The following is a 3,754-nucleotide window of genomic DNA, read 5'->3' as shown; positions in this document are numbered from 1 at the left end:
GCTCCGGCACGCGCCGGCACCGCCGTGACGCGCGGCGTGCAGACCGGCGACCCGTTCGGCAACCGGCCGACCAGCCCGCTGATCAAGGTGTCGTCCGGCGAGCGCGGCATTGCCGGACGCATCGGGCGGTTGTTCGGGGTGTTCAAGTCGTCGGGCTGAGGGCAAGAGCGGCTACATTGCCAGCCCTATGCCCGTCTCCTCCGACACGCTGCTCGGCGACCTGCTGAAGCGCGTCTCCCGTTCGTTCTACCTGAGCCTGCGCATGCTGCCGCCGGGCCTGCGCGCGCCGGTCAGCCTGGCCTACCTGTTGGCCCGCGCGGCCGACACCCTCGCCGATACGCCCGGCCGCCCGGCATCGCAGCGGCTCGCGCAGTTGCTGTCGTGGCGCGAGCAGGTTGCTGGCACCTCGCCCACGCAGGCGATCGACGCCGGCAGCCCGGCCGACGCCGGTGAGGCCGCGCTGATGGCCGCGCTGCCCGAGGCGCTGGACCTGCTACGACACCAGCAGCCCGCCGACGTCGCCGACATCCGCCGCGTCGTCACGACGCTGACCGACGGCATGTGCTTCGACCTGCAGCACTTCGAACACGGCCGTGCCGGTGCGCCGGTGCCGCTGCAGACCCGCGCCGAGCTGGATCGCTACACCTGGCTGGTGGCCGGCTGCGTCGGCGAGTTCTGGACCGACATCGCGATGCGCCACCGGCCCGAGCTGCAGGCGTGGCCGCGCGACGCGAGGGTCGCGCAGGGCATCGCCTACGGCCAGGCGCTGCAGCTGACGAACGTGCTGCGCGACGCCGCCGAAGACCTCGCGAACGGCCGCTGCTACCTGCCGGCCGAACTGCTCGCGACCCACGGCCTGCAGGTCGGCGACCTGCTCGATCCGGCGCGCCGCGCAGCAGCCCGGCCGCTGCTGCTGGCGCTGAGCGCGCAGGCGCTGGCCGGCTACCGCGCAGGCGCCGCCTACGTGCTGCAGATCCCCGCGGGCAGCCTGCGCCTGCGGCTCGCGTCGCTGTGGCCGCTGATGCTCGGGCTCGCATCGATCGAGCTGCTGCTCACCGCGCCGGGCTGGCTCGATCCGTCACGGCGCATCAAGGTGACGCGCGGCGCGGTCTACCGGATGCTGCTGCGTTCGCTGCCGACCGCGCTGTCGACCGCTGCACTGCGGCGCTGGACCGATGCGGCGCTTGCGCGCGTCGAGGCGGCCTGCCACGCCTGATCCCTTCAACCCACCCGACGAGACGCCCGATGAACCGATCGCGATGGATGACGACCCTGGCCGTGGCCCTGGGCTGGATGGCGGCCGCGGCATCCGCCGCCGAACCGGTGCCGCCGTTCACCGGCCGGCACCACCCCTTCACGCCGACCAGCGGCAAGGTCGTCGGCGTCTACGTGCCGAACTGGCAGCCGCAGGACCTGCTCGACCGCGTGCCGCCCGGCAACCTGACGCACCTGCTCTACGCCTTCCTGCACCTGTGCGGCCCCGGCCAGCTGCCGCAGGACGCCGCGGCCTGCGAGGGCAAGGCCGATTTCCAGCTCGCCACCTCGACGCGTGACGACGAGTTCGATGCCGTCTTCGCCCGCTTCAAGCAGCGTGCGCCGCACGCCAAGGTGCTGGCCTCGGTGGGCGGCTGGGGCGGCTCGGACCCGTTCTTCCACCTCGTGAACGACCCGGCGCGGCGCGCGGTGTTCGCCGCCTCGGTCACGCAGTTCCTGCAGACCCACCCGGCCTTCGACGGCATCGACATCGACTGGGAGCACCCGACCTCGAACGGCAGCGCCAATGGCGTCGCGCTGGGCACGCCGGCCGACGGGCAGGGCTATGCGGACCTGATGGTCGACCTGCGCCGCGCGCTCGATGCACTCTCCGCGCAGACCGGCCGCCGCTACCTGCTGACTGCCGCCATCAACACCACCGAATCGCTCGCGACGAAGGTCAACCACGCCGCTGCGGCGAAGGTGATGGACCTCGTCTTCATGATGACCTACGACTTTGCCGGCGGCTGGACGCCGCTGGCCGGCCACCACACGCCGCTCGCGAGCCCGACGCCGGACACCAACGACAGCCTCGAAGGCGCCGTGCGCGTGATGACGAAAGCCGGCGTGCCGGCGCACAAGCTGGTGGCCGGTATCGCGATGTACGGCCGCGGCTTCGTCGGCGTGAAGGGCCTGGGGCCGAACGGCTTCAACGGGGTGCCGCGCACCGGCGTGTTCCCCGGCAAGGAAGGCGACATCACCTACCGCGAGCTGGCCGGCGGCTGGCTGGGACCGAAGGGCACCGGCACGCAGGGCTGGAGAACGGTGTACGACCGCATCACGCAGTCGTACACGCTGTGGAATGCGCGCGAGCAGCAGATGATCGGCTACGACGACCCGCGCAGCGTGCGGCGCAAGGGCCGCTTCGCGGTCGCGCACGGGCTGGCGGGCGTCTTCGCGTGGGAGCTGTCGCAGGACAACGGCGACATCCTGAACGCGATGAACCTCGGGGTCGGGCAGACCCCGGGTCCTGCTCAGGCCAAGCCGCTCAAACGGCCATGATCGACACGCTCTTCGTCACCAGGTAGGCCTCCATCGCCTCCGGGCCGCCTTCGGTGCCGTAGCCCGAGTCCTTGACGCCGCCGAACGGCATCTCGGCCACCGGCGCGGCCGGCTGGTTGACCCACAGCATGCCGACCTCCAGGCGTTGCGACAGCAGGTGCGCGTTCTTGATCGAGCGCGTGAAGGCGTAGCTGGCCAGCCCGAACGGCAGGCGGTTGGCTTCGGCGATCGCCTCGTCCAGCGTGTCGAAGCCGCGCACCGCGGCCACCGGGCCGAACGGTTCGTTGTTGAACACGTCGGCGTCGAGCGGCACGTCGGTGAGCACCGTCGGCGCGAAGAAGTTGCCGCTGCTGCCGACGCGTTCGCCGCCGGTCGCGACCGTCGCGCCGCGCTTGCGGGCGTCGTCGACCACCTTGGCCATCGCGCCCAGGCGGCGCGCATTGGCCAGCGGGCCGAGCGTCGTGCCTTCGGCCAGGCCGTCGCCCAGCTTCAGCTTCTGGGCATGCGCCACCAGCGCCTGCGAGAACTCCGCCTTCAGGCTGTTGTGCACCAGGAAGCGCGTCGGCGAGATGCAGACCTGGCCGGCATTGCGGAACTTCGCACCGCCGGCGGCCTTGACCGCGAGCGCGACATCGGCGTCGTCGGCGACGATCACCGGCGCGTGGCCGCCCAGCTCCATCGTCACGCGCTTCATGTGGCGGCCGGCCAGCGCGGCCAGTTCCTTGCCGATCGGCGTCGAGCCGGTGAAGGTGACCTTGCGGATGACCGGGTGCGGGATCAGGTAGGCCGAGATCTCGGCCGGGTTGCCGAACACCAGGCCGAGCACGCCGGCCGGGATGCCGGCATCGACGAAGGTGGCCAGCAGCGCGGCCGGCGAAGCCGGGGTTTCTTCGGGCGCCTTCACCAGGAACGAGCAGCCGCTCGCGAGCGCCGCACCGAGCTTGCGCACGATCTGGTTGATCGGGAAGTTCCACGGCGTGAAGGCCGCGACCGGGCCGACCGGCTCCTTCAGCACCAGCTGCTGCGCGGCCAGGTTGCGCGACGGCACGATGCGGCCGTACACGCGGCGGCCTTCGTCGGCGAACCAGTCGATGATGTCGGCGCCGGCCAGCACCTCGACGCGCGCCTCGGCCAGCGGCTTGCCCTGCTCCTGCGTCATCAGGCGGGCGATGCCGTCGGCGCGTTCGCGCAGCAGCGCGGCGGCGCGGCGCATCAGGTT

Annotated in this window: 3 protein-coding genes; 2 read left to right on the top strand and 1 reads right to left on the bottom strand. The window is 72.0% G+C overall.

All coding sequences use genetic code 11. The features are described 5' to 3' along the window. The first annotated feature begins 187 nt into the window (after nt 1-187). Together AC1D15_RS21680 and AC1D15_RS21675 are read left to right on the top strand one after the other, a co-directional pair. Nucleotides 188-1,216, top strand: coding sequence for a phytoene/squalene synthase family protein (locus AC1D15_RS21680; protein ID WP_477827595.1), 1,029 nt, complete (start codon nt 188-190; stop codon nt 1,214-1,216). A 29-nt stretch (nt 1,217-1,245) separates the two neighbouring features. Next, a complete protein-coding gene (locus tag AC1D15_RS21675; protein WP_477827594.1) occupies nt 1,246-2,535 on the top strand; it encodes a glycoside hydrolase family 18 protein in 1,290 nt (429 codons plus the stop codon). Here AC1D15_RS21675 and AC1D15_RS21670 read toward each other — a convergent pair. Further along, a partial coding sequence (locus AC1D15_RS21670) for an NAD-dependent succinate-semialdehyde dehydrogenase (RefSeq protein ID WP_477827593.1) occupies nt 2,522-3,754 on the bottom strand: 1,233 nt, incomplete at its 5' end. The two genes, AC1D15_RS21675 and AC1D15_RS21670, sit on opposite strands and share 14 nt — an antisense overlap.

The organism is Rhizobacter sp. P2_H2 (assembly GCF_056403375.1).
The sequence above is the reverse complement of the archived record's forward strand: the minus strand, read 5'-3'. Positions and strand labels throughout refer to the sequence as shown.

Excerpts from the sequence above, each read along its gene's own strand:
- AC1D15_RS21680 (WP_477827595.1), top strand. The coding sequence starts at position 188 with ATGCCCGTCTCCTCCGACACGCTGCTCGGCGACCTGCTGAAGCGCGTC.
- AC1D15_RS21675 (WP_477827594.1), top strand. The coding sequence starts at position 1,246 with ATGAACCGATCGCGATGGATGACGACCCTGGCCGTGGCCCTGGGCTGG.